The sequence below is a fragment of the Streptomyces sp. NPDC054956 genome (genome assembly GCF_053609185.1).
Genome location: NZ_JBSGXB010000002.1, coordinates 1 through 24,444, shown reverse-complemented (window position 1 = coordinate 24,444; position 24,444 = coordinate 1). Strand labels below are relative to the sequence as shown.

General features: G+C 70.8%; 15 protein-coding genes and 1 riboswitch. Of the genes, 12 read left to right on the top strand and 3 right to left on the bottom strand.

What is annotated here, in order from left to right; all coding sequences use genetic code 11:
* Positions 1 to 183 precede the first annotated feature (183 nt).
* The 6 genes from ACWGDE_RS00540 to ACWGDE_RS00515 all read left to right on the top strand — a co-directional run bounded on the left by ACWGDE_RS00540 (position 184) and on the right by ACWGDE_RS00515 (position 10,863).
* A complete protein-coding gene (locus ACWGDE_RS00540; RefSeq protein ID WP_453386736.1) occupies positions 184 to 4,473 on the top strand; it encodes a discoidin domain-containing protein in 4,290 nt (1,429 codons plus the stop codon).
* A gap of 170 nt (positions 4,474 to 4,643) precedes the next feature.
* On the top strand, positions 4,644 to 5,663 hold the full coding sequence (locus ACWGDE_RS00535) for a LacI family DNA-binding transcriptional regulator (protein ID WP_453386735.1): 1,020 nt from the start codon (positions 4,644 to 4,646) through the stop codon (positions 5,661 to 5,663).
* Positions 5,664 to 5,889: 226 nt separating this feature from the next.
* Positions 5,890 to 7,290, top strand: a complete 1,401-nt coding sequence (locus ACWGDE_RS00530) for an ABC transporter substrate-binding protein (protein WP_453386734.1) — start codon at positions 5,890 to 5,892, stop codon at positions 7,288 to 7,290.
* Positions 7,291 to 7,402: 112 nt separating this feature from the next.
* A complete protein-coding gene (locus ACWGDE_RS00525; protein WP_453386733.1) occupies positions 7,403 to 8,311 on the top strand; it encodes a carbohydrate ABC transporter permease in 909 nt (302 codons plus the stop codon).
* A gap of 14 nt (positions 8,312 to 8,325) precedes the next feature.
* Positions 8,326 to 9,201: a carbohydrate ABC transporter permease gene (locus ACWGDE_RS00520; RefSeq protein ID WP_453386732.1), complete on the top strand. Its 876-nt coding sequence runs from the start codon at positions 8,326 to 8,328 to the stop codon at positions 9,199 to 9,201.
* Positions 9,202 to 9,255: 54 nt separating this feature from the next.
* Positions 9,256 to 10,863: a glycoside hydrolase family 13 protein gene (locus ACWGDE_RS00515; protein ID WP_453386731.1), complete on the top strand. Its 1,608-nt coding sequence runs from the start codon at positions 9,256 to 9,258 to the stop codon at positions 10,861 to 10,863.
* 24 nt (positions 10,864 to 10,887) lie between these two features.
* Here ACWGDE_RS00515 and ACWGDE_RS00510 read toward each other — a convergent pair whose 3' ends face one another.
* Positions 10,888 to 12,132: a citrate synthase gene (locus ACWGDE_RS00510; protein ID WP_453386730.1), complete on the bottom strand. Its 1,245-nt coding sequence runs from the start codon at positions 12,130 to 12,132 to the stop codon at positions 10,888 to 10,890.
* A gap of 69 nt (positions 12,133 to 12,201) precedes the next feature.
* On the opposite strand from ACWGDE_RS00510, the gene ACWGDE_RS00505 reads away from it, so the two are divergent.
* Positions 12,202 to 13,287 carry a citrate/2-methylcitrate synthase gene (locus ACWGDE_RS00505; protein WP_453386729.1) on the top strand — a complete coding sequence of 362 codons (1,086 nt, stop codon included), beginning with the start codon at positions 12,202 to 12,204 and terminating at the stop codon, positions 13,285 to 13,287.
* A 14-nt stretch (positions 13,288 to 13,301) separates the two neighbouring features.
* Complete coding sequence (locus ACWGDE_RS00500; RefSeq protein ID WP_453386728.1) at positions 13,302 to 14,420, top strand: CobW family GTP-binding protein; 1,119 nt, start codon at positions 13,302 to 13,304, stop codon at positions 14,418 to 14,420.
* A 97-nt stretch (positions 14,421 to 14,517) separates the two neighbouring features.
* On the opposite strand, the gene ACWGDE_RS00495 is transcribed toward ACWGDE_RS00500, so the two are convergent.
* Together ACWGDE_RS00495 and ACWGDE_RS00490 are read right to left on the bottom strand one after the other, a co-directional pair.
* Positions 14,518 to 16,623, bottom strand: coding sequence for a restriction endonuclease (locus ACWGDE_RS00495; protein ID WP_453386727.1), 2,106 nt, complete (start codon positions 16,621 to 16,623; stop codon positions 14,518 to 14,520).
* 106 nt (positions 16,624 to 16,729) lie between these two features.
* Positions 16,730 to 19,186, bottom strand: coding sequence for a DNA gyrase/topoisomerase IV subunit A (locus ACWGDE_RS00490; RefSeq protein ID WP_453386726.1), 2,457 nt, complete (start codon positions 19,184 to 19,186; stop codon positions 16,730 to 16,732).
* A gap of 293 nt (positions 19,187 to 19,479) precedes the next feature.
* Between ACWGDE_RS00490 and ACWGDE_RS00485 the strand changes: the two genes are divergently transcribed.
* The 4 genes from ACWGDE_RS00485 (at position 19,480) to ACWGDE_RS00470 (ending at position 24,206) form a co-directional block, all read left to right on the top strand.
* Positions 19,480 to 20,832: a M16 family metallopeptidase gene (locus tag ACWGDE_RS00485; protein WP_453386725.1), complete on the top strand. Its 1,353-nt coding sequence runs from the start codon at positions 19,480 to 19,482 to the stop codon at positions 20,830 to 20,832.
* A gap of 20 nt (positions 20,833 to 20,852) precedes the next feature.
* Positions 20,853 to 22,220: a M16 family metallopeptidase gene (locus ACWGDE_RS00480; protein ID WP_453386784.1), complete on the top strand. Its 1,368-nt coding sequence runs from the start codon at positions 20,853 to 20,855 to the stop codon at positions 22,218 to 22,220.
* 184 nt (positions 22,221 to 22,404) lie between these two features.
* Positions 22,405 to 22,563: riboswitch (cyclic di-AMP (ydaO/yuaA leader) on the top strand.
* A gap of 13 nt (positions 22,564 to 22,576) precedes the next feature.
* Entirely contained in the window at positions 22,577 to 23,377 is an 801-nt protein-coding gene (locus tag ACWGDE_RS00475; protein WP_453386724.1) for a M23 family metallopeptidase, read from the top strand.
* A gap of 163 nt (positions 23,378 to 23,540) precedes the next feature.
* Positions 23,541 to 24,206: a GntR family transcriptional regulator gene (locus ACWGDE_RS00470; RefSeq protein ID WP_453386723.1), complete on the top strand. Its 666-nt coding sequence runs from the start codon at positions 23,541 to 23,543 to the stop codon at positions 24,204 to 24,206.
* The last annotated feature ends 238 nt before the right edge of the window (positions 24,207 to 24,444 follow it).

Sequence of the window (24,444 nt, the reverse complement as noted above, 5' to 3'; positions counted from 1 at the left end):
CGGAATTTCCCTCTTCTACGCAAATGACTTGCGTTATTTGCGCCCAGCTTGCGCAAGCGATGACGGCATGAAAGTGCTGTCAGAGATGTAGACGACTCGGCAATGCTCTGCAACTCTCGCACCGCACACCGCAAATTCCTTTCTCCTGTGGTTCAGAAAGTTCATGTCGAGGGACGAGGACATATGAGAAGGCACAACTGGAGATGGCGGGCCCTGGCCGCCTTGATCAGCACCGCCCTGCTGATGCTGGGCTGGCCCGCTCTCACCGCCGTGGCCGCCGGCGGACCGAGCGTCTCGGCGGGCCGGCCCGCCACCGCGAGCAGCACCAACGGCGCCTACACGGCCGCCAACGTCACCGACGGCAACCAGTCCTCGTACTGGGAGAGCGCCGGGAGCACCTTCCCCCAGTGGGTGCAGACCGACCTCGGAGCCACCACCCGGATCGACCAGGTCGTGCTCAAGCTCCCCGCAGCGTGGGAGAGCCGGAACCAGACCCTGTCCGTCCAGGGCAGCGCCGACGGCACCAGCTACAGCACCCTGGTGAGCTCGGCGACGTACACCTTCGGCCAGGGCGCCGGGAACGTGGTCACCATCGGCTTCCCGGCCACCCAGACCCGGTACGTGCGCATCGACATCACCGCCAACACCGGCTGGCAGGCGGCCCAGCTCTCCGAGCTGGAGGTCCACGCGCCCGGTGAGTCCGGGAGCAACCTGGCGCTCGGCAAGACCCTGACCGCGAGCAGCAACACCCAGGTCTACGTGGCGGGCAACGCCAATGACGGCAACACGGCCAGCTACTGGGAGAGCGTCAACAACGCCATGCCGCAGTGGCTCCAGGCCGACCTGGGCTCCTCGGTGCGCGTGGACCGGGTGGTCCTCAAGCTGCCCGAGAACTGGGGTGCCCGCACCCAGACCCTCAAGATCCAGGGCAGTGCCAACGGCACGGACTACACCGACCTGACCGCCTCCAAGGCCTACGAGTTCAACCCGGCCGGCGCCAACGCGGTGACCATCACCTTCGACGCCACCACCACCCGCTACCTGCGCGTATGGATATCGCAGAACTCCGTACAGCCCGGCGGGCAGCTCTCCGAGCTGGAGATCTACGGACCGACGACCGGTGACACCCAGGCGCCGACCGCTCCGGCCGCGCTCTCCTACAGCGAACCCGCCACCGGCCAGATCAAGCTCACCTGGAACGCCTCCACCGACAACACCGGTGTCACCGGCTACGACGTCTACGCCAACAACCAGCTGCGCACCAGCGTCGCCGGCAACGTCACCACCTACACCGACACCCAGCCGGCCTCCGCGAGCGTGACGTACTACGTCCGTGCCAAGGACGCGGCCGGCAACCAGTCGGCGAACAGCAACAGCGTGACCCGTGCCGGGGAAACCGGTGACACCCAGGCCCCGACCGTCCCGGGCGCCCTGGCCCTCACCGAGCCGGCGTCCGGCCAGATCAGGCTGACCTGGCAGGCCTCCACCGACAACGTCGGCGTCACCGGCTACGAGGTGTTCGCCAACAACGTGCCCGTCACCACGGTCGCGGGCGACGTCACCACCTACACCGACACCCAGCCGGCCACCGCCACCGTGAGCTACTTCGTCCGGGCCAAGGACGCGGCGGGCAACCGCTCCGGCGACAGCAACTCCGTGACGCGCAACGGCAGCGGGGGCGGCGGATCCAACCTGGCCGTCGGCAAGCCCATCACCGCCTCCTCCGTGATCCACACCTTCGTCGCGGAGAACGCCAACGACAACAGCACCAGCACCTACTGGGAGGGTGCCGGCGGCGCCTACCCGAGCACCCTGACCGTGGCGCTCGGCGCCAACGCCGACGTGGACCGCCTGGTCCTCAAGCTCAACCCGGACAGCAGCTGGGGCACCCGTACCCAGAACATCCAGGTCCTCGGCCGCGAGCAGAGCGCCCCGGGCGTCACCGGCCTGGTCGCCGCCAAGGACTACGTGTTCAACCCGGCCTCCGGCTCGAACACCGTCACCATCCCGGTGAACGCCCGCGTCGCGGACGTGCAGCTGCGCTTCACGTCGAACACCGGCGCCTCCAACGGCCAGATCGCCGAGTTCCAGGTCGTGGGCGTTCCGGCGCCCAACCCGGACCTCCAGGTCACGGCCCTGAGCGCCGCTCCGGCCGCCCCCGTGGAGTCGGACTCCGTCACCCTGTCCGCCACCGTCAAGAACAGCGGCCCGGCCGCGGCGGCCGCGAGCGCCGTCTCCTTCCAGCTCGGCGGCTCCAAGGTCGCCACCGCCAACGTGCCGGCCCTGGCCGCGGGCGCCACGGCGGCCGTCACGGCCGGCATCGGCCCGCGCGACGCGGGCACGTACCCGCTGAGCGCGGTCGTCGACGAGGCGAACGCGGTCATCGAGCAGAACGAGACGAACAACGGGTTCACCGGTTCCCCGCTCGTGGTCCGGCCCGTCGACAGCTCGGACCTGGTGGCCTCGGCCGTCGCCTGGTCGCCGGGCGCCCCATCCGCCGGCCAGCAGGTGGACTTCTCCGTCACCGTCAAGAACCAGGGCACCGTGGCGGCCGCCGCGGGCACGCACAACGTCACCCTCACCCTTCAGGACGCGGGCGGCGCCACCGTCCGCACGCTGACGGGCTCCTTCGGCGGCGCGCTCGCGGCCGGCGCCTCCACGGCACCGATCGCGCTGGGCAACTGGACGGCGGCCAACGGCAAGTACACCGTCAAGGTGGTCCTCGCCGACGACGCCAACGAACTGCCGGTCAAGCGCGGCAACAACACCTCCACCAAGCCCTTCTTCGTCGGCCGCGGGGCGAACATGCCCTTCGACACGTACGAGGCCGAGGACGGCGTGGTCGGCGGCGGGGCCAATGTCGTCGGCCCCAACCGCACCATCGGCGACATCGCCGGCGAGGCCTCGGGCCGCAAGGCCGTGAACCTCGACGCGACGGGCGAGTACGTCGAATTCACCACCCGGGCCGCCACCAACACCCTGGTCACCCGTTTCTCCATCCCGGACGCCCCGGGCGGCGGCGGGATCGACTCCACCATCAACGTCTACGTCAACGGCGTCCTGAAGAAGGCCCTGCCGCTGACCTCCAAGTACTCCTGGCTCTACGGGGCCGAGGCCGGCCCCGGCAACTCGCCGGGCGCGGGCGCCCCGCGGCACATCTACGACGAGGCGAACATCCTGCTCGGCGAGACCGTCCCGCAGGGCAGCAAGATCCGCCTCCAGAAGGACGCGGCGAACACCTCGACCTACGCGATCGACTTCGTGAGCCTGGAGCAGGCCACGGTGATCCCCAACCCCGACCCGGCCACCTACGCCGTGCCCACCGGCTTCACCCACCAGGACGTGCAGAACGCCCTGGACAAGGTCCGCATGGACACCACGGGCAAGCTCGTCGGCGTCTACCTGCCGCCCGGCGACTACGAGACGGCGAGCAAGTTCCAGGTGTACGGCAAGGCCGTGCAGGTCGTCGGCGCCGGACCGTGGTTCACCCGCTTCCACGCCCCGTCCTCGCAGGACAACACCGATACCGGCTGGCGCGCGGAGGGCACCGCGAAGGGCTCGTCCTTCTCGGGCTTCGCGCACTTCGGCAACTACACCTCGCGCATCGACGGTCCGGGCAAGGTCTTCGACTTCTCCAACGTCACCGACATGACCATCGACAACATCTGGGACGAGCACACGGTGTGCCTCTACTGGGGCGCCAACACCGACCGGATCACCATCAAGAACTCGCGCATCCGCGACACCTTCGCCGACGGCATCAACATGACCAACGGCAGCACGGACAACCTCGTGGCCAACAACGAGGCGCGCTCCACGGGTGACGACAGTTTCGCGCTGTTCTCCGCGATCGACGCGGGCGGCGCGGACATGAAGAACAACGTCTACGAGAACCTGACCACGATCCTGACCTGGCGTGCGGCGGGTGTGGCCGTCTACGGCGGCTTCAACAACACCTTCCGCAACGTCTACATCGCCGACACCCTCGTCTACTCGGGCATCACGATCAGCTCGCTGGACTTCGGGTATCCGATGAACGGATTCGGGACCGATCCGACGACCTTCGAGAACATCTCGATCGTCCGGTCGGGCGGCCACTTCTGGGGAGCGCAGACCTTCCCCGGAATCTGGATCTTCTCGGCTTCCAAGGTGTTCCAGGGAATCCGGATCAACAACGTCGACATCATCGACCCGACGTACAGCGGAATCATGTTCCAGACCCAGTACATCGGAGGACAGCCGGTCAATCCCATCAAGGACACCGTCCTGAAGGACATCACCATCACCGGGGCGAAGAAGAGCGGCGACGCCTTCGACGCCAAATCCGGGTTCGGTCTCTGGGCGAACGAGATGCCCGAGGCGGGACAGGGACCGGCGGTGGGTGAGGTCACCATCCAGAACCTGCGGATGAGCGACAACGCCGTGGACGTACGGAACACGACCTCGACGTTCAAGATCAACCAGCTGCCGTAGCGGGCGGCCGGCGAGAGAGCGGCGGGGCGGCCCTGCGGGGTGCCCCGCCGCTGCTCGGCGTGATCGCGGAGCCGCCTCGGCGCAGGGGGTTCCGCGCCGGATCCGGATGGGCCAAACTGGCCGTAATCGAACTGCAAGGAACTTGCATTGTTTGCGCTACTCTTGCGCTCATGACGCGACGACTTGCTCAAGTAGCGAAGAAGGTGGGGGTCAGCGAGGCAACGGTCAGCCGGGTGCTCAACGGCAAGCCGGGCGTCTCGGACGCGACCCGCCAGTCCGTGCTCACGGCCCTCGACGTCCTCGGCTACGAGCGCCCCACCCAGCTGCGCGGCGAGCGCGCCCGGCTGGTCGGCCTGGTCCTGCCGGAACTCCAGAACCCGATCTTCCCGGCCTTCGCCGAGGTCATCGGCGGCGCGCTGGCCCAGCAGGGGCTGACCCCGGTGCTCTGCACGCAGACCACCGGCGGGGTGTCCGAGGCGGACTACGTCGAGCTCCTGCTCCAGCAGCAGGTGTCCGGCGTCGTCTTCGCCGGCGGACTGTTCGCGCAGGCCGACGCCCCGCACGAGCACTACCGGCTGCTGCACGACCGCAAGGTCCCGGTGGTGCTCATCAACGCCTCGATAGAGGACCTGGGCTTCCCCTGCGTGTCCTGCGACGACGCCGTCGCGGTCGAACAGGCCTGGCGCCACCTGGCCTCGCTCGGCCACGAGCGCATCGGCCTGGTACTGGGCCCGCCCGACCACATCCCCTCGCTGCGCAAGCTCGTGGCCGCCCAGGCGGTCGCCGCGGCGGCCGGTACGGAGCTGCCCGCCGAGCACGTGGAACGGGCATTGTTCTCCCTGGAGGGCGGCCACGCGGCCACCTCGCGACTGCTGGACCGCGGGGTGACGGGCATCATCTGCGCGAGCGACCCGCTGGCCCTCGGGGCCATCCGGGCGGCCCGCCGCCGGGGGCTGGACGTACCGGGGGAGGTCTCCGTCGTCGGGTACGACGACTCGGCGTTCATGAACTGCACCGAACCCCCGCTGACCACCGTCCGCCAGCCCATCGAGGCCATGGGCCGGGCCGCCGTGGAGCTGCTCACCGCGCAGATCCAGGGGGCCGCCGTACAGCCCGGTGAGCTGCTCTTCGAGCCGGAACTCGTGGTGCGAGGCTCCACGGCGCAGGTCCCGCGCCCCCGGCCCGCGTAGCGCCCCGCTCCGCTCCGCCCCTCGAACCACAGGGCCCCGCAACGTCTCACCGACGTTGCAGGGCCCTGTTTTGCGTTCCGTGTCCGACCTGTCCGGCAGCTCACTGCCAAACTCTTGCGAAATCTGCGCGAGATATTGCGTTCATCTGGTGGTGGTGGTTGAGTGTGCCGCGCTCGCCCCCACACTCGCCCCACGCCTCCTGCTTGATGCTCGAAGGGGACCACCGATGAGAACCAACATCCGCCGCACCACCGCGGCCGCCCTCGTCTCGGCGCTCGCCGTCACCGCCCTCGCGGCCTGCGGTACGAGCAGCGGGGGAGACGACACCAAGAACCAGCCGTCCGGCGGTTCCGCGGACGCCACCGCACCGCTCGACCCGAAGACCAAGGTCACCCTCTCCATCGACTGCATGCCGCCCGCGGCGAAGGCCGCCGAGCTCAAGCAGTGGAAGGAGGACGTGGCGGAGTTCAACAAGACCTACCCGAACGTCACGATCGAAGGCCGCTCCACCCCCGGCCAGTGCCTGGAGCCCCCGCGCTTCACGGCGATGCTCAAGGCCAAGTCGCAGCCGGACGTCTTCTACTCCTACTTCACCGACCTCAAGCAGGTGCTGGACAACGACGGCGCCGAGGACATCTCGGCCTACGTCACGGCCAAGACGGTCCCGGGCTTCGGCGACATCGACAAGAACGTCATCAACACCCTCAAGAACGACGGCAAGCTCTACGCCCTGCCCACCAGCAACTACACGATGGGCCTGCTGGTCAACCGCAAGCTCTTCCAGCAGGCGGGCCTCAACCCCGACCAGCCGCCGCGTACCTGGGACGAGGTCCGGGCGGCCGCGAAGAAGATCGCGGCGCTCGGCAACGGCACGGCCGGCTACGGCGAGTACAGCGTGGAGAACACCGGTGGCTGGCACTTCACCGCCGCGATGTACGGCATGGGCGGCGACGTCGTCGGCGCCGACGGCAAGGCGGCCTTCAACAACCCGACCGGCAAGCAGGTCGTCGACAACCTCCACGCCATGCGCTGGGAGGACGACAGCATGGGCAAGACCCAGCTGCTCAAGTGGGGCGACCTGCAGAAGCAGATGGCCTCGGACAAGCTCGGCATGTTCCTCGCCGCGCCCGACGACATCACGTACATGGTCCAGCAGCTCTCCGCCAAGTACGAGAACTTCGGCATGGGACCGATCCCCGGCGGCGCCGCGACGCTGGCCGGCGGCAACGGCTACATGATCAAGAAGGGCAGCTCGCCCGACAAGATCAAGGCCGCCGTCGCCTGGCTGAACTTCAAGACGCTCTCGGTCGGCAAGGGCCAGTTCCAGTACGACCGCAGCAAGGCCGACGGCCTGCCGGTCGGACTTCCGCAGCCCGCCTTCTTCACCGGCGCCAGCAAGGCCAAGGACGACGAGCTGAAGGCCGCCAGCGCCACCATGCCGGTCGCCAACTTCAAGCCCTTCCTGGACAACCCGGTGCCCGGCAAGGCCGAGCCGCTGAAGGCCCAGGAGGTCTACAAGGTCCTCGACAAGGTGATGTCGGGCGTCCTGACGAACAAGGACGCCGACGCGGCGCAGCTGCTCGCGGAGGCCGAGAAGGCCGTCAACCAGGTGCTGGCCAACCAGTAGCGGACCGGCCGGGGGAGGTCCGGGCGGCCTCCCCGGCCCGGACCCGCCCCCGGGCCGTGAGCCCCGTACCCCCGCATATCGATGGCGACGACCCACCAAGGAGCGAGCGGCGATGTCGGCTCCCACCCTGTCCGGTACCTCCCGCGAGGAATTCGTCCGGACGCTCAAGCGGAACCTCTCGGCCCACGGCTTTCTGATCGGCGCCGTCCTCTGCTTCTCCTTCTTCTCCTGGTACCCGATGGTCCGGGAGTTCCTGCTGGCCTTCCAGAAGACCGAGGGCGGCACCGTCCGCTGGGTCGGCTGGGACAACTTCCGCTACGTGTTCAACGATCCGGCCTTCTGGCAGGCCTGGCGCAACACCCTGCTCTTCACGGGGCTCGCCCTGCTCCTCGGCTTCGTCGTGCCGTTCGTCGTCTCGATCGTGCTCAACGAATTCCGGCACGCGCAGGGCTATCTGCGCCTGCTGGTCTACCTGCCGGTGATGATGCCGCCGGTGGCCTCGATCCTGCTCTTCAAGTACTTCTACGATCCCGGCTACGGCGTCTTCAACAAGATCCTGGAATTCCTGCACCTGCCGGCGCAGGACTGGCTGCAGTCCACCGACACCGCGATGCTGTCCGTCGTCATCGCTTCCACGTGGATGAACATGGGCGGAGCGACCCTGATCTACCTGGCCGCCCTCCAGGGGGTGCCCGGCGAGCTCTACGAAGCGGCCGAGCTCGACGGGGCCGGCGTACTGCGCAAGATCTGGCACGTCACGATCCCGCAGACCAGGCTCATCCTCTCGCTGATGCTGCTCATGCAGATCATCGCGACGATGCAGGTGTTCGTCGAACCCTTCATGCTGACCGGCGGCGCCGGCCCCGAGGGGTCGACCACCACCGTCGTCGTCCTCATCTACCAGTACGCCTTCAGCTTCAACCAGTACGGCGGCGCCGCGGCCCTGGGCCTGTGCCTGCTCGTCCTGCTCGCCGGCTTCTCCGCCGTGTACGTCCGGCTGAGCAGCGACAACGAGAACTGACGGGAGCACCTCACATGGCAGAGCGCACGCTGATATCGCCGGCCCAACTCGGCCGCACCCGGGGCAAGGTCCTCTACTGGAGCGCCCTGGCCGTGGTCGTCGTCGGCTTCACGGTCGTCTTCCTCGGGCCCCTCTACTGGATGGTGGCCAACGGCCTCAAGAGCACCCAGGAGTTCACCCAGGTCCCGCCGACCCTGGTCCCCGACTCCCTGCACCCCGACAACTACGCGGCCGCCTGGAAGGTCATGGACCTCGCCAAGCTGCTGTTCAACACCCTCTACTACGCCTTCGGGGCCCTGGCCTTCCAGCTCGTCCTCGACGTGGCCGCCGCGTACTCGCTGTCCAAGCTCCGGCCCGTCCTCGGCAAGGCCGTTCTCGGGATGATGCTCGCGACGCTGATGATCCCGGCCACCGTCCTCGTCGTACCGCAGTACCTCACGGTCCTGGACATGCCGATCATCCAGCGGAACCTGCTCAACACGCCCTGGGTGATCTGGCTGCCCTCCGTCACGAACGCCTTCAACATCTTCCTGCTGAAACGATTCTTCGACTCCATCCCCGGAGAGATCCTCGACGCCGCCGCCATCGACGGAGCCTCCGCCCTGCGCACCCTGCGCTCCGTGGTCCTGCCGATGTCCCGGCCCGTCCTCGGCGTCGTGTCCATCTTCGCCGTCGTCGGGGTCTGGAAGGACTTCCTCTGGCCGATGCTCACCCTCCCCGACCCGGCCCTGCAGACGCTCAACGTCGGCATCTACTCACTGGCCAGGGGAGTCCCCGAGAACCATCTCGTCGCCGCGCTCGCGATGGCCTCGGCGCCCACCCTCGTCATCTTCCTGATCTTCCAGCGCAACATCATGAGCGGCCTGACGGCAGGCTCCCTCAAGGGGTGAGCAGCACCCCGCACCGCCGCCGTGCCCGGCCGCCCCCTGTGAGAGGACCCCTCCGTGGCTGACTTTCCCCTGCCCGAAAACGCCGCCGACTGGTGGCGCTCGGCCGCCATCTACCAGGTGTACGTACGGAGCTTCGCCGACGGCGACGGGGACGGCACCGGTGACCTCGCGGGCGTCCGGGCCCGCCTCCCCTATCTCTCCGAACTGGGCGTGGACGCGCTCTGGTTCACCCCCTGGTACCTCTCCCCGCTCGCCGACGGCGGCTACGACGTCGCCGACTACCGCGCCATCGACCCCGCCTTCGGCACCCTCGCCGAAGCGGAGAAGCTCATATCCGAGGCCCGCGAACTGGGCATCCGCACCATTGTCGACATCGTCCCGAACCACGTGTCCGACCAGCACGCCTGGTTCAGGGCGGCCCTCGCCGCCGGCCCCGGCAGCCCGGAGCGCGAGCTCTTCCACTTCCGCCCCGGCCGCGGCGAGCACGGCGAACTGCCGCCCGGCGACTGGCCCTCGCAGTTCAACGGCGCCGCCACCTGGACACGGGTACCGGACGGGGAGTGGTACCTGCACCTGTTCACCCCGCAGCAGCCCGACCTCAACTGGGACCACCCCGCCGTCCGCCGGGAGCACGAGGAAGTCCTGCGGTTCTGGTTCGAGCGCGGAGTGTCCGGCGTACGGATCGACTCCGCGGCCCTGCTCGCCAAGGACCCGGCCCTGCCCGACCTGGCCGGCCGCTCGCCCGAACCCTGGCCCGGCGAGGTCCACCCGTACATCGACCGGGACGACCTGCACACCATCTACCGTTCCTGGCGCGCCATCGCGGACGAGTACGGGGCCATCTTCGTCGGCGAGGTCTGGCTCCCGGACTCCGAGCGCTTCGCCCGCTACCTGCGCCCCGACGAGCTGCACACCGCCTTCAACTTCTCCTTCCTCAGCTGCCCCTGGGACGCGGACCGGCTGCGGACCTCCATCGAGGAGACCCTCGCCGAGCACGCCTTTGTCGGCGCCCCGGCCACCTGGGTGCTGTGCAACCACGACGTGACCCGTACGGTCACCCGCTACGGGCGCGCCGACACCGGCTTCGACTTCGCCGCCAAGGCCTTCGGTACCCCGACCGACCTGGCACTCGGCGCCCGCCGGGCGCGCGCCGCCGCGCTGCTGACCCTGGCCCTGCCCGGAGCCGTGTACGTCTACCAGGGCGAGGAACTCGGGCTGCCGGAAGCCGAGATACCGCTCGGCCGCATCCAGGACCCCATGCACTTCCGCTCCGGCGGCACCGATCCGGGCCGGGACGGCTGCCGGGTTCCGCTGCCGTGGACCGCCGAGCCCTGGAACGACCCCTGGCTGCCCCAGCCCGCCGACTGGCCGGCGTACGCCGCGGACCGCCAGGACGGAGACCCGGACTCGATGCTCACCCTCTACCGGACGGCCCTCGGCCTGCGCCGCGCCGCCGGCGGCTTCGGCGGGGGATCGCTGGAGTGGCTGCCCGCGCCGCCCGGGGTGCTGGCCTTCACCCGGCCCGACGGGCTGGTGTGCGTGGCCAACCTGTCGCCGGAGCCGGTCGCGCCGCCGGCGCACACGAGCCTCCTGCTGAGCAGTTCCGCCCTGGACGAGGACGGGCTGCTTCCGCAGGACACGGCGGTCTGGCTGCGGACCTGACGCCGCGGCCGGACACCCCGCCCGTCACGGCACCGGCTGTGGCGGGCGGGGGCCTTCGTACTGTCCGCTGGGCCTCATCCGCAGCGGACGCTCCTGGTACTCCTCCAGCGCGTGCGCGATCCATCCGGCCGTGCGGGCCACCGCGAAGACGGTCTCCCCGGCCTCCGCCGCCATCCCGCACGACACCGTCAGCACCGACAGCGCCAGGTCCACGTTCGGGTACAGGCCGCCGCCGTGCCGGGCCATCACCCCGGCCACCTCGCGCGCCGCGCCCAGCGCCGGGGCGGCCTGCGCCAGCCCCTCCAGCCGTGCGAACAGGGCCGTCGCCCGCGGGTCCTCGCCCTTGTAGAGCCGGTGCCCGAGCCCGGGCACCCGGCGGCCCGCGCGCAGGTACTCGGTCACCACCGGCGCGGCGCCCCCGCGTTCGAGCACTTCCACCAGCATCCGGTGCGCGAGCCGCCCGGCGGAGCCGTGCAGGGGGCCCTCGAGCGCGCCGAGCCCGGCCGAGACCGCCGCGTACGGATGCGCGCGCGCCGACGCGGCCACCCGTACGGCCAGGGTCGAGGCGGCCAGGTCGTGGTCCGTGAGCAGCGCGAGCGCCAGGTCCAGCACGGCCAGCGCGTCCGGGTCCGGGTCCAGGGCGGAGAGCCGGGGCCACAGCTGCCGGGCGAGGCGGCCGTCCCCGCCCCACTGCGCGGGCCCGACCTCGGGCAGGGCGCCGACCAGGGTGGGGATCAGGGAGCGCGCGGAGCCCAGTACGGAGGCCTCGGACAGGTCGAAGCGCAGCGGGTCCGCGACCGCCGCGGCCGCGACGGCCACCCGCAGCCGGTCGACGGGGCCGCTGTGCTCGGGCAGCGAGGCGACCGCCCGCCGGGCGGCAGCGAGGGACTCCGGGGGAGCGGTGAACCGGGCCCCGTGGAGCAGGGTCCCCGTCCACAGCCACTCGGCGACCTCCTCGTAGCGGTACCGGGAGGCCAGCTCCACGGCGTCCACACCGCGGAAGTAGTACCGGTCGGGCTCGATCAGGGTCAGCGCGGTGCGGACGGAGAGTTCCCCGGCGGAGCCCGAGGGCACCGCGGCCTCCCGCCGGCTGCGCAGGGCCAGGGCCTCCACCTCGGCGGCGTCGAAGCTGCTGCCCCGGCCGACCGGGTCGCGGCGGCTGGTGAGCTGGCCGCGGCTGACGTACGCGTACACGGTGGCGGGTTTCACGCCCAGCAGCCGGGCGGCCTCCTGGGTGCTGAGCCTTCGCTCACCGGACTCCTCGTTCATGGCCGCCACCCTACATATATTGATCGGATCAATATTGACAGTGATTGAGTCATCATCGATGGTCGATCCATGGACACCATCGACACACCTGCCGTAGCCGCCGCATCGGCCTCGCTCGCCGACCCCGTCGTTCCCGTCGTTCCCGTGGAGCCGCCCCGGGGCCTCGCGGGAGTCGTGGTCACCGAGACCGGACTCGGTGACGTCCGGGGCCGTGAGGGCTTCTACCACTACCGCCAGTACTCGGCCGTCGAGCTCGCCGAGAGCCGCACCTTCGAGGACGTGTGGCACCTGATGTTCCGCGGCACCCTGCCGGCGGGAGCCGCCGAACGCGCCGCCTTCGCCGCCGGGTTCCGCCCGGTCTACGACCTCACCCCCGAGCGCCGGGCCGCCGACGCGATGGCCGCCTGCGCCGCCGTGCCGACCCTGCTCACCGCGCTGCACAGGCTGGGCCACGGCCTGGAGCCGGTGGAACCGCGCGAGGACCTCCCGTACGCCGCCAACTACCTCTGGATGCTGACCGGGCAGGAGCCCGATCCGGTCCGGGCCCGCGCGGTCGAGCGGTACCTGATCTCCACCGTCGACCACGGCTTCAACGCCTCCACCTTCACCGCCCGCGTCATCGCCTCGACCGGCGCCGACGTCGCGGCCTGCCTCACCGGGGCGATCGGCGCGCTCTCCGGCCCGCTGCACGGAGGCGCCCCCAGCCGGGCCCTGGACACGCTCGACGCGATCGGCACGGCGGACCGGATCGACCCGTGGATCCGCGAACGGGTGCTCGCCGGGGACCGGATCATGGGCTTCGGGCACCCCGTGTACCGCACCGAGGACCCGCGCTCGCGGATGCTGCGCGAGATCGCCCTCGGGTTCGGCGGCCCGCTCGTGGACTTCGCCGTGGAGGTCGAGCGGCACGTGGAGGAGATCCTCGCCGAGCTCAAGCCGGGCCGTGAGCTGCACACCAACGTGGAGTTCTACGCGGGGGTGGTCATGGAGCTGTGCGGGCTGCCGCGCGAGATGTTCACACCGACCTTCTGCGCGGCGCGCGTGGTCGGCTGGAGCGCGAACGTCCTCGAACAGGCCACCGATTCGAAGATCATCCGACCGGCCGCCCGCTACACCGGCCCGACCCCGCCCCAGCCGGTCCCCGTCCTCGGCTGACTACGATCGACCGGGTGAACAGCATCCCTGTGGTCGTCCTCTCCGGATTCCTCGGATCGGGCAAGACGACCGTCCTCAACCATCTCCTCGGGAACCGGGGAGGCACCCGGATCGGGGTCGTCGTCAACGACTTCGGCTCCATCGAGGTCGACGCGATGTCGGTGGCCGGCCAGGTCGGCGACTCGATGGTCTCCCTCGGCGGCGGCTGCCTGTGCTGCGCGGTGGACGGCAGCGAGCTGGACGCGTACCTGGAGAAGCTCGCCGACCCCGTCCACCGCATCGACGTGATCGTCATCGAGGCGAGCGGGCTGGCGGAGCCGCAGGAGATGGTCCGGATGCTCGTCGCCAACGAGAACCCGGCCGTCCGCTACGGCGGCATGGTGCAGATCGTCGACGCCGCCGAGTTCGACGCGACCCGGGAGCGGCACCCCGAGACCGACCGCCACCTGGCCGTCGCGGACCTGGTCGTGCTGAACAAGACCGACCGCGTCGACGCGGCGGAACGGGTCCGGATCGAGGGCGCGCTCGCCTCGCTCTGCGCGCCGGGCATCCCGGTCGTCGGCGCGGACCACGGGCGGATCGACCCGGAGCTGCTCTTCGACCGCCGGCCCTGGACGGAGACGCGCGGACAGCTCTCCTTCGAGGACCTGCTGGCCCAGGCGCACGACCACGATCACGAAGGTGAGCACGGCGGCGACCATGCCGGGCACGTGCACGCGGCCTACGAGAGCACGGAGTTCGTGTCCGAGCAGGCCCTCAGCCCCCGCCGGTTCATCGACTTCCTCGACCGGCGCCCGGCCGGGCTCTACCGGATCAAGGGCTACGTGTACTTCGGCGTGCCCGGCCACGAGGAGCGCTACGAGGTCCACGCGGTCGGCCGCTTCCTGCGCTTCGTCCCGCAGCCCTGGGGGCGGGGCGAGCCGCGCCTGACGCAGCTCGTCCTGATCGGCTCGGGCACCGACGGCCCCGCGCTCCTCCGCGAGCTGGAGGCCTGCCGCGAAGCGGCTCCGGGCCTCGCCGGCCCGGAGAGCATGTGGGGCGTCCTGCGGTACGTCGCCCGGGACGCGGAGCCCCCGGGCGCCCCGGACCCGGAGGACCCCTTCGAGGCCGAGGCGGACCCGGAGGACCTGTAGACCGCCCGCTGCGCGGGGCCTTTCCCCTACCCGCCCTTCCCCCGTTCCCCGGGCTGCGCCCGGACCCGCCTCGGGCTGCGCCCGGACTTTTGGGGTGTCAGACGACCTCGATGCCGAAGTCGCCGAGCAGGGGTTCCAGGCCGCCCGGGTAGCCCTTGCCGCCGAGGACGAAGTCCCAGTCGCCGCTCGGGCGGCGGCGGAAGGAGCCGAGGACCAGGGCGGTTTCGCCGGCGCGGCCGTCGGAGACCTCCAGCTGCCCCAGCTCCCCGCCCGTGGTATCGAGCAGCCGGATCCGGGCGTCCGTGAAGCCGGCCAGGTCGGCGTCCGCATCGACCTCCGGGTCGATCGCGGCCACGAGGACCAGCCGGTCGGCAGCCTGCGGCAACGCGTCGAAGGCGACCAGCAGCGCCGCCTTGTCGGGCGCCGCGTGCGCGTGCGTCCGTACCGAACCGTCCGGGGTGTTCGGGTTGTTGAAGAACACGAAGTGGTCCTCGCTCAGCACCCGGTTGCCCTCGCAGACCAGCGCGCACACGTCGAGTGCGACCGACCCCGCCCAGGACATGCCGAGCACGTTGTGGTCGGCGGGGAGCGGCTCTTCCGCCGTCCCCTGGGCCGACGCCGGCCCGGGGGACGGGGCCGCGTCGGGCGAGCCCCCGCCGAGGCGTCCGCGCAGCCCGTGCTGGTGCAGCAGGTCCACCAGTTCGGCCCCGGGAACCAACTCCAGGGGCTTGCCGTTGGCGAAGGTGTACGACCCGGGTCCGAAGGTCGCGGTGGTGACCAGCACCCCCTTGTTCGCTCCCCGGTCCTGGACCGTGCCGTACAGGTCCCGCACGGCCGTCGGCGGGACCGTGTTCCGGTAGCGCTTGACCTGCACCACGATCCGCCCGCCCCGGATCGGGGTCGGGTCCAGCGCTTCGACGTCCACGCCGCCGTCGCCCGAGCGCTGCGTGGTGACCGCCTCCATGCCCATCGCGCGGAAGAGTTCGGCCACCAGGTTCTCGAACGCGATGGGGTCCATCGCGAAGAGGTCGGGCTCCTCGTCGCCGCTGTCAGCGTGCCCACCGTGGCCGATGACCGTGCCGACCTCGCCGGGGCGACGCCCCGGACGCACCGTGGCCAGTTGGTCGGGCTTCGCCGAGAGCTGCCCGAGCAAGCCCTCCACGAGGCAGTCCACCGCGCTGACCTGTTCCAGGCGCAGTCCCGCGAACGTGGTGCGCGCCGCCGTCACGGTGCCGAGGACGAACTGCGCCTCCTGTCCCGTCACGGGATCGGGGCGGTCGACGAAGCCGTTCACCAGGACCGAGTCGAGCACCCCGAACTCGTCGGCCGCATACAGCTCGCGCACCACCAGGAGCATGCACTGTGCAAGGAGGTCCCGGTACAGCGCCCGCCGCTCCGTCACCGGGCGGGGCTTCACCCTGTACTGGCCCGTGCTCGGCAGGTACTGGACCGACCTGGCTTCCGGCACCACCGCGTACCCGGGCAGCTCCCAGTCCAGCACCAGCTGACGCGCGACCGGGTCGTAGGCGGCCGCCACCTGCCTCGGCAGCGCCTCGGGCCAGGCCGTCGAGACGTAGAGGGCCGCGGAGAAGTACTCCACCACCGCCTCGGGGTCGCCCGCGCGCAGTGCGGCGGCCAGCTCGGCGAGCCCGCTGTTGTGCGCCCGGATCGCGGCGAGCTGCTCCGCCGCCCAGGTGTCGTACTGCTGTCGGTACGCGGCCAGCCGCTGCTGCCGCTGCGTCTCGGCCGCCTGCGCGGCCTGCCAGGCGGCCGTGTACCGCGCGTGCGCGTCCCGCTCCGCCTGGGCCCGCTGGCCCGAGCCGAGGGTCCAGCCGCTGCTCTGCTGCTGGAACTGCTCGATGCGCGGCAGTGCCACCGGATGCGCCAGGTCTCCCGGGGCGAACGGTTCCAGCTGTTCCGGCCGGATCATGGTCGCCGTGCGGAAGGCCGGTGCCCTGCATCCCGTGACCAGCAGCACCTGCAGGGCCTCGACCTCGGAGTCGAGCTGCGCGGAACGCCGTCGCGCCTCGGCGTCGTGGCGCTGCCGGTCGGCTGCCTGCTGCTGCCGTTGGCCCCGGACCACTCCGCCTTCGTAGGGCCGTTGGGGGTGTTCCGCCTCGCGTTGCCGGACCAACTGCATCTGCTGCGTCCGGCGCTGGGCTTCGGCCCAGTCCCTGATCGATCCGTCCGACCGACGACTCATCAGTTCTGTGTCTCCCCGCCCCACCGACAGTGCCAAGAGGGAAAACACTAGTCGCCATTCGGGTGGTACGTCCCCTGGACGTACCACCCGAATGACATGGAACCCCCTACAGCGCCGCCCCCGCCAGCGCCGCGACCACCGCCGGCAGCGCCGTGCCCGAGCCGTCACGGCGCGGGTCGACGGCGGGCAGGTCGGCCGGGGTGCCGTTCGCCGCGGCCGCGCGGGCCGGGGAACCGCCCGCCCAGGCCAGGAGCAGCGTGTCCTCGCCCTTCAGGAAGCGCTGGCAGCGGACGCCGCCGGTGGCGCGGCCCTTGCGCGGGTACTGGTCGAACGGGGTCAGCTTCCCGGACTGCATCGAGTCGTCCAGGGTCCCGTGCGAGCCGGCCACCGTGAACACCACGGCGTCGCGCGCCGGGTCGACGGCCGAGAAGTGGATCACCTTGGCGTTGTCGGAGAGCTTGATGCCGGCCATGCCGCCCGCCGGACGGCCCTGCGGGCGCACCTGGCCCGCCGGGTAGCGCAGCAGCTGGGCGTCGTCGGTGATGAAGACCAGGTCCTCCTCGCCCGTGCGCAGCTCGACGGCGCCGACGATCCGGTCGCCGTCCTTGAGGGTGATGACCTCGAGCTCGTCCTTGTTGGCCGGGTAGTCCGGCACGACCCGCTTGACCACGCCCTGCTCGGTGCCGAGCGCCAGGCCCTGCCCCGATTCGTCCAGCGAGGTCAGGCACACGACCTTCTCGTCCGCCTCCAGCCCGGAGAGGAACTCCGACACCGGGGCACCGCCCGCCAGGTTCGGCGCGGCGTGCGTGTCCGGCAGCTGCGGCAGGTCGATCACGGGCAGTCGCAGGAGCCGCCCGTAGGAGGTGACCACGCCGATGTCGGCCCGGGCGGTGGCCGCGACCTGCGAGACGATCAGGTCGTGCTTGGCGCGGGCGCCGCCCTCCTCCTCGGGGAGCGGGTCGGCGTTCGCGGTACGGGCGAGCAGGCCGGTGGAGGACAGCAGCACCCGGCACGGGGTGTCCTCGACCTCCAGCGGGACGGCCGCGACCGCGGTGCCCGCCGACTCCAGCAGCACCGTACGGCGCTCGGTGCCGAACTTCTTCGAGACCGCGGCCAGTTCCGAGGAGACCAGCTTGCGCAGCTCGCTGTCGGAATCCAGGATTCCGGTCAGCTCGTCGATCTCGCCGGTCAGCCGGTCGCGCTCGGACTCCAGCTCGATCCGGTCGAAGCGGGTGAGGCGGCGCAGCGGGGTGTCCAGGATGTACTGGGTCTGGATCTCGCTCAGCGAGAAGCGCTCCATCAGGCGCTCCTTGGCCTGGGCGGAGTTGTCGCTGTCCCGGATGATCCGGATGACCTCGTCGATGTCGAGGAGCGCCACCAGGAGGCCCTCGACCAGGTGCAGCCGGTCGCGCCGCTTGCCGCGGCGGAACTCGCTGCGCCGGCGCACGACCTCGAAGCGGTGGTCGAGGTAGACCTCCAGCAGCTCCTTGAGGCCCAGCGTCAGCGGCTGCCCGTCGACCAGCGCGACGTTGTTGATGCCGAAGGTCTCCTCCATCGGCGTCAGCTTGTACAGCTGCTCCAGCACGGCCTCGGGGTGGAAGCCGTTCTTGATCTCGATGACCAGGCGCAGGCCGTGCGAGCGGTCGGTGAGGTCCTTGACGTCCGCGATGCCCTGGAGCTTCTTCGAGCCGACCAGGTCCTTGATCTTCGCGATGACCTTCTCGGGGCCGACCGTGAAGGGCAGTTCGGTGACGACCAGGCCCTTGCGGCGCGGGGTCACGTCCTCCAGCGCCACCGTGGCACGGATCTTGAAGGTGCCGCGCCCGTTCTCGTAGGCGTCCTTGATGCCCGAGAGGCCCACGATCCGGCCACCGGTGGGCAGGTCGGGACCCGGTACGAAGCGCATGAGCGCCTCCAGGTCCGCCTCCGGGTAGCGGATCAGGTGGCGGGCGGCCGCGATGACCTCGCCCAGGTTGTGCGGGGCCATGTTGGTGGCCATGCCCACCGCGATCCCGGACGCGCCGTTGACCAGCAGGTTCGGGTACGCCGCCGGCAGTACGACCGGTTCCCGCTCCTGGCCGTCGTAGTTCGCGGCGAAGTCGACGGTGTTCTCGTCGATCCCGTCCGTCATCAGCGAGGCCGCGTCGGCCATCCTGGACTCGGTGTAACGCATCGCGGCCGGCGGGTCGTCGTTGCCGAGCGAGCCGAAGTTGCCGTGGCCGTCGACCAGCGGGAGCCGCATGGAGAAGGGCTGCGCCATGCGCACGAGGGCGTCGTAGATCGACGCGTCACCGTGCGGGTGCAGCTTGCCCATGACCTCGCCGACGACACGGGCGCACTTGACGTAGCCGCGGTCGGGGCGCAGGCCCATCTCGTTCATCTGGTAGACGATGCGCCGGTGCACCGGCTTCATGCCGTCCCGGGCGTCGGGCAGGGCGCGGGAGTAGATCACCGAGTACGCGTACTCGAGGAAGGAGCCCTGCATTTCGTCGACGACGTCGATGTCGAGGATCTTCTCCTCGAAATCCTCCGGCGGCGGGGTCTTCGTGCTGCGGCGGGCCATCGCTGCGCGGCTCCTTAACCAAGTATCGGGATGAGCTGAGCTCTCACGGGGTGGGGCTGGTGGTCGTACGCGGGTGGTGCTGAGGGATGGTGCGGGGGCGGTGCTGGGGATGGTGCGGGGGTGGTGCCGGGTTTCGGACAGAGGGGTGACGCGGACCATTGTGGCCCGAGGCACCGACAACGCCGACTCCGACCCAGGAGTGGGCCGGGAACTTCTCCGCCTCCCGACACGCTTGCATACAGTGGCAGGTCTGACAGGAATCTCTGCATCGCGATCGAAGGGACCACATGCCCATGGGTCACACGGCCACAGCTCAGGCCGGCTCCGGCGGCCTCACAGCGACCGAGCACCGGCTGGCCAACGGCCTGCGCGTGGTGCTGTCCGAGGACCACCTGACCCCGGTCGCCGCGGTCTGCCTCTGGTACGACGTCGGCTCGCGCCACGAAGTCAAGGGACGCACCGGTCTGGCTCACCTCTTCGAGCACCTGATGTTCCAGGGCTCGCAGAACGTCTCCGGCAACGGTCACTTCGAGCTGGTCCAGGGAGCCGGCGGTTCCCTCAACGGCACCACCAGCTTCGAGCGCACCAACTACTTCGAGACGATGCCGACCCACCAGCTGGAGCTCGCGCTGTGGCTGGAAGCGGACCGGATGGGCTCGCTGCTGGCCGCCCTGGACGACGAGTCCATGGAGAACCAGCGCGACGTCGTCAAGAACGAGCGCCGCCAGCGCTACGACAACGTCCCGTACGGTACGGCCTTCGAGAAGCTGACCGCTCTCGCCTACCCGGACGGCCACCCGTACCACCACACCCCGATCGGCTCGATGGCCGACCTGGACGCCGCGTCCCTGGAGGACGCGCGCGCCTTCTTCCGTACGTACTACGCGCCCAACAACGCGGTGCTGTCGGTCGTCGGCGACATCGACCCCGAGAAGACGCTCGCCTGGGTCGAGAAGTACTTCGGCACCATCCCCGGTCACGACGGCAAGCAGCCGCCGCGCGACGGCTCGCTGCCCGACATCATGGGCGAGCAGCTGCGCGAGGAGATCGTCGAGGACGTCCCCGCCCGCGCGCTGATGGCGGCCTACCGGCTCCCGCACGACGGCACCCGCGAGTGCGACGCCGCCGACGTGGCGCTGACCGTCCTCGGCAGCGGCGAGTCCTCCCGGCTGCACAACCGGCTGGTGCGCCGCGACCAGACCGCCGTCGCGGCCGGTTTCGGCATGCTGCGCCTGGCCGGCGCCCCGTCGCTGGGCTGGCTGGACGTCAAGACCTCCAGCGGGGTCGAGGTGCCCGCCATCGAGGCGGCCGTCGACGAGGAGCTCGCGCGGTTCGCCGCCGAGGGCCCGACGGCCGAGGAGATGGAGCGCGCCCAGGCCCAGCTCGAGCGCGAATGGCTGGACCGGCTGAGCACGGTGGCCGGCCGCGCCGACGAACTGTGCCGCTTCGCGGTGCTGTTCGGCGACCCGCAGCTGGCGCTGACCGCCGTCCAGCGCGTCCTCGACGTCACCGCCGAGGAGGTCCAGGCCGTGGCCGCGGCCCGACTGCGCCCGGACAACCGCGCGGTGCTCGTGTACGAGCCGATCGCGGCGGACGAGACAGAAGAGAACGACGCGAGCGACGAGAACGAGGGGGCGGAGCAGTGAGCGACACCGCAGCCGTCACGATGACCTTCCACCCGCGCCCCGAGGCCGGCGAGCCGCAGCCGTGGGCCTTCCCGGCCCCCGACCGCGGGGTACTGGCCAACGGCCTGACCCTGCTGCGCTGCCACCGCCCGGGCCAGCAGGTGGTGGCGGTCGAGATCAACCTCGCCGCCCCGCTGGACGCGGAGCCCGAGGGCCTCGACGGCGTGGCCACCATCATGGCCCGCGCCCTGTCCGAGGGCACCGACAAGCACTCCGCCGAGGAGTTCGCGGCCGAGCTGGAGCGCTGCGGCGCGACCCTCGACGCGCACGCCGACCACCCGGGCCTGCGGGTCTCCCTGGAGGTCCCGGCCTCCCGGCTGCACAAGGCGCTGGGCCTGCTCGCCGAAGCGCTGCGCGCCCCGGCGTTCGCCGACGCCGAGGTCGACCGCCTCGTGCGCAACCGGCTCGACGAGATCCCGCACGAGCTGGCCAACCCGCAGCGCCGCGCCGCCAAGCAGCTCTCCAAGGAGCTGTTCCCGGCCTCCCTGCGGATGTCCCGCCCGCGCCAGGGCACCGAGGACACCGTCTCCCGCATCGACGCCGCGGCCGTACGCGCCTTCTACGAGGCCCACGTACGCCCCGCGACCTCCACCGCGGTGGTCGTCGGCGACCTGACCGGCATCGACCTGGACGCCGTCCTGGCCGACACCCTGGGCACCTGGACCGGCGACAGCGCCGATCCGCGGCCCGTCCCGCCGATCACCGCCGACGACACCGGCCGCGTGGTCATCGTGGACCGGCCGGGAGCCGTCCAGACGCAGCTGCTGATCGGGCGCATCGGTCCGGACCGCCACGACCGGGTCTGGGCGCCCCAGGTGCTCGGCACGTACTGCCTGGGCGGCACCCTGACCTCCCGCCTGGACAAGGTGCTGCGCGAGGAGAAGGGGTACACGTACGGCGTGCGCGCCTTCGGCCAGGTGCTGCGCTCCACCGCCGACGGCAAGGGCGCCTCGATGCTCGCCATCAGCGGCTCGGTGGACACCCCCAACACCGGCCCGGCCCTGGACGACCTGTGGACGGTGCTGCGCACCCTCGCCCAGGGCGGCCTGACCGACGCCGAACGGGACGTGGCGGTACAGAACTTGGTGGGCGTGGCCCCGCTGAAGTTCGAGACGGCCGCCTCCGTCGCGGGCACGCTCGCCGACCAGGTCGAGCAGGAGCTCCCGGACGACTACCAGGCGCAGTTGTACGCGCGGCTCGCCGAGACCGGGACGGTGGAGGCCACTTCGGCGGTCGTCAGCGCCTTCCCGGTGGACCGCCTGGTCACGGTCCTGGTGGGCGACGCCTCGCAGATCGAGGAGCCGGTGCGGGCCCTCGGGATCGGCGATGTGACGGTCGTCTCCAACTGACCGAAAACTCAAGGGACTCCGGTGGCTTGTCCGCCGGAGTCCTTTTTGTCTGTTTAGTCGCATGGTTGCTTGTATGTGGTGTGGCGTACGCAACAAAAAGGCGTGTCTGTTTGGCGATTGACTGATGATCCGCCTAGCGTCGGCCGTGCTGTCCGTCAGTTGTAACCGCCGCGCCCGCGGCACCGGACAGCGATCGCCGAGTCCCCGTCAGGCGCGAGCCTGGGGAGCCGGGGACCCACATGTGTCCCTGGGGTGAATCGGACCGCCTCGCAAGAGGGGGCCCGTAGGAGACCTTCCTGCTCCGAACCCGTCAGCTAACCCGGTAGGCGAGAAGGAAGGAAAGGATCAGCCCCTTCATGGCGTTTGGCAGTCGTCCCGCCGGCTCCGGCAAGCACCGCGGTTCCAGCCGTATGAGCCGCAAGACCGCCGGTTACGCCGGCATAGCCGCCCTCGCCGCCACCGGCGTCGTCGGCTCCCTGGCCGGTCCCGCGTTCGCCGCGGACAACAAGGCCCCCTCCCTCGAGGACACCGGCCTGAACACCATCGTCGTGGCCGACGAGCTCGCCGGCGAGATCCAGGCCCAGGCCGACTCCCAGCAGCGGGCCGCCGAAGCCGCCGCCGCCAAGGCGCAGGCCGAGGCCGACGCCAAGCAGCGCGCCGCCGAGGCCAAGGCGAAGGCCGAAGCCCGCGCCAAGGCCGAGCGCGAGGCCGCCGAGCGCGCGGCCCGCGAGGAGGAGCGCAAGCGCCTCAACACCTTCGTGTCCCCGCTCGACGACACCTACGTCAGCACGCAGTACCACGCGGGCGGCGGCATGTGGTCCTCCGGCAGCCACACCGGCATCGACTTCCACGCCTCCTCCGGCACCTCGGTGCACGCGGTCGGCGTGGGCACCGTGGTCGAGGCGGGCTGGGGCGGCGCGTACGGCAACAACGTGATCATCCAGCACGCCGACGGCACGTACACCCAGTACGGCCACATGTCCTCGCTGAGCGTCTCCGTCGGCCAGCAGGTCGCCGCGGGCCAGCAGATCGGCCTGTCGGGCTCCACCGGCAACTCCAGCGGCCCGCACCTGCACTTCGAGGCCCGCACCGGCGCCGACTACGGGTCGGACATCGACCCCGTCGCGTACCTGCGCTCCCACGGCGTCACCGTCTGACGCGAGGCGCGACCGCACTTCTTCCGCGAAGGCCCCGGCTCTCCCGAGCCGGGGCCTTCGCGTTGTGTGAATGTTTCGTATTATCGGCCGTCCTCGGAAATTATCGTGTGTTGCAATAGAGTCGCAGCGCGCACAGCCATACGAAATAGGCGGAGGTCCGGTCTTGCGTATTCCCGCGCACACGGTATGCACAGCAATCCGCGACGACATCGTCTCCGGGGTGTTCGGCCCCGGCGGCAGACTGACCGAGGAGGTGCTGGCCCGCCGGTACGGCGTCTCGCGCGTCCCGGTGCGCGAGGCGCTGCGCACGCTGGAGTCCGAGGGGTTCGTGACCACCCGCAGGCACGCCGGCGCCTGCGTGGCCGAGCCGACCGAGCAGGAGGCCGCCGACCTCCTGGAGCTGCGGATGCTGCTGGAGCCCCTCGCCGCCGCGCGGGCCGCCCGACGGCGCACGGAGGCCCACCTCAAGGTGCTGCGCGGCCTGGTCAGGCTGGGCCAGGAACGGGCCAGGAGGGGCCAGGGGGAGGATCTGCGCTCCCTGGGCGGCTGGTTCCACGAGACGCTCGCCCAGGCCTCCGGCAGCCCCGGGCTGATCGCGCTGCTCACCCAGATGCGCCACAAGGTCGCCTGGATGTACGTGGTGGAGGCTCCGGTGCGGCCCGTGGAGTCCTGGGCGGAGCACGGCGCGATCGTGGACGCGGTGGCCCGGGGCGACGCCGAGCGGGCCCGGGCGCTGACCGCGGTCCACGCGGACCGGGCGGCCGGGGCGCACCGCATCCGCGTGAGGACTCCGCAACCTGCCGTAAACACGGCGAGCGGCCGGCTTTAACAATCGCCGTATACAAAGGTCGGATATCCGCGCGGTTTCCGTTGATCCGGTGCCGGACGATTCGGCGCCCCGTGATTCCGGTGATTCCGCGTCGAATGTCCCGGCGGTCCGGTCAATTGTTTTCCGCGGGCCGGGCGGGCGGAATTCGTTGCGCGCATTTCGGTCGCACCCCCGGTTCGTGGACGCAGTTCGGGCCGGGAAACACCGAAGCCGTTGCCCCCCGGCCTCGGTCGGGGGG

Bases quoted from the DNA above. Each gene is read 5' to 3' on its own strand.
- ACWGDE_RS00540 (WP_453386736.1), top strand. From the start codon at position 184: ATGAGAAGGCACAACTGGAGATGGCGGGCCCTGGCCGCCTTGATCAGC.
- ACWGDE_RS00535 (WP_453386735.1), top strand. From the start codon at position 4,644: ATGACGCGACGACTTGCTCAAGTAGCGAAGAAGGTGGGGGTCAGCGAG.
- ACWGDE_RS00530 (WP_453386734.1), top strand. From the start codon at position 5,890: ATGAGAACCAACATCCGCCGCACCACCGCGGCCGCCCTCGTCTCGGCG.
- ACWGDE_RS00525 (WP_453386733.1), top strand. From the start codon at position 7,403: ATGTCGGCTCCCACCCTGTCCGGTACCTCCCGCGAGGAATTCGTCCGG.
- ACWGDE_RS00520 (WP_453386732.1), top strand. From the start codon at position 8,326: ATGGCAGAGCGCACGCTGATATCGCCGGCCCAACTCGGCCGCACCCGG.
- ACWGDE_RS00510 (WP_453386730.1), bottom strand. From the start codon at position 12,132: ATGAACGAGGAGTCCGGTGAGCGAAGGCTCAGCACCCAGGAGGCCGCC.
- ACWGDE_RS00505 (WP_453386729.1), top strand. From the start codon at position 12,202: ATGGACACCATCGACACACCTGCCGTAGCCGCCGCATCGGCCTCGCTC.
- ACWGDE_RS00495 (WP_453386727.1), bottom strand. From the start codon at position 16,623: ATGAGTCGTCGGTCGGACGGATCGATCAGGGACTGGGCCGAAGCCCAG.
- ACWGDE_RS00490 (WP_453386726.1), bottom strand. From the start codon at position 19,186: ATGGCCCGCCGCAGCACGAAGACCCCGCCGCCGGAGGATTTCGAGGAG.
- ACWGDE_RS00485 (WP_453386725.1), top strand. From the start codon at position 19,480: ATGGGTCACACGGCCACAGCTCAGGCCGGCTCCGGCGGCCTCACAGCG.
- ACWGDE_RS00480 (WP_453386784.1), top strand. From the start codon at position 20,853: ATGACCTTCCACCCGCGCCCCGAGGCCGGCGAGCCGCAGCCGTGGGCC.
- ACWGDE_RS00475 (WP_453386724.1), top strand. From the start codon at position 22,577: ATGGCGTTTGGCAGTCGTCCCGCCGGCTCCGGCAAGCACCGCGGTTCC.